Annotated in this window: 1 protein-coding gene; it reads left to right on the top strand. The window is 58.3% G+C overall.

The window, feature by feature from the left end; translation table 11 throughout:
- The first annotated feature begins 88 nt into the window (after positions 1-88).
- Positions 89-1,231, top strand: a complete 1,143-nt coding sequence (locus BV034_RS34075) for an ISAs1 family transposase (RefSeq protein WP_050031398.1) — start codon at positions 89-91, stop codon at positions 1,229-1,231.
- Positions 1,232-1,236 lie beyond the last annotated feature (5 nt).

Here is a 1,236-nt window from a genome sequence, read left to right as displayed (position 1 = left end):
TAGGGCTTACGCATGAACTGCGTGAGAAAACTTAAGTATTGTTAAACATCTGGTTTTTAGCGGAGGCCTTCCTTCTTAAGGTGGGAGGATGAGTTCTCCGCTTCCCTCTGAAGATGCCTTGCAAGCTTTGCGGGCCAGGTTCTCCCGTCTCCCGGATCCCCGTCAGGCTGGCAAAGTCCTCTACCGGCTGGATGAAGTGCTTCTCATCGCCTTTTGCAGCACTTTGTGTGATGGCGAAAGCTATCTGGACATGGAAGACTTCGCCCGGAGCCAGCTTGCCTGGCTGCGGACCTTTCTACCTTTGGAGCATGGGGCGCCTTCCCATGACGTGTTTCGCAACGTGCTCATGGGCATTGCGCCGCAAGCCCTGCTGGAGGTGCTCACCAGTTGGTGCGGAGATCTCAGCGGCAAGCACATTGCCATTGATGGCAAGGCCTTGCGGGGCACGCACAGCGCCGAAGCTGGCAGGTATCTGGTGCACCTGCTGCGGGCCTGGGTGGATGATTACCACCTCAGTGCCGCCCAGGTGGTCTGTGAAGAGAAGAGCAATGAGATCGAGGCCATTCCCCGGCTGCTGGGAAGCCTGCAACTGCAAGGAGCCACTCTCACCATTGATGCCATGGGGACACAGGGCCACATTGCCGAACAGATCGTTGAGGCCGGGGCCGACTACGTTCTAGCGCTCAAAGGAAACCAGCCAAGCGCTCTTCAAGCCGTCAGCGCCCACTTCAAGGAAGCTGAGTCTGCCTCTCGCATGGCCCCGCTGCACCGCAAAAGTGTGAGTTTAGAACTCTCCCACGGGCGTTGTGAGAAGCGTGAGTACACCATCACTGAGGACCTCAGCTGGTATCACAAGAGCTGGAAATGGGCTGGCCTGCAGAGTGTGGCACAGGTGCGCCGCGAGGTGCAGCGCGACTACGATGGCCCGCCTGTGGAGGAGGTGCATTACTTCCTGTGCAGCTTCAAAGCCGACGTGGAGCGCCTTGCCAGTCTGGTGCGTGGGCACTGGAGTGTGGAAAACCGCTGTCACTGGGTGCTGGATGTGACCTTCGGAGAAGATCACTGCCAGGTGCGAGATCGCAATGCCGCGCACAATCTGACGATCTTGCGGGAGATGGTCATCAGCACGCTGCATCGGCACCCCGCCAAAATCAGCCTGCGCAGAAAACGCAAACTCGCTTCCTTGGATCCTGACTTCCGACTCCAAATCCTCGCTCTCCTTCATGCGTAAGCCCT

The organism is Verrucomicrobium sp. BvORR034 (genome assembly GCF_000739635.1).
Classification (GTDB): domain Bacteria; phylum Verrucomicrobiota; class Verrucomicrobiia; order Verrucomicrobiales; family Verrucomicrobiaceae; genus Verrucomicrobium.
Note: the sequence above shows the minus strand (reverse complement) of the source record. Positions and strands in the feature narration are given on the sequence as shown.

Bases quoted from the DNA above. Each gene is read 5' to 3' on its own strand.
- BV034_RS34075 (WP_050031398.1), top strand. From the start codon at position 89: ATGAGTTCTCCGCTTCCCTCTGAAGATGCCTTGCAAGCTTTGCGGGCC.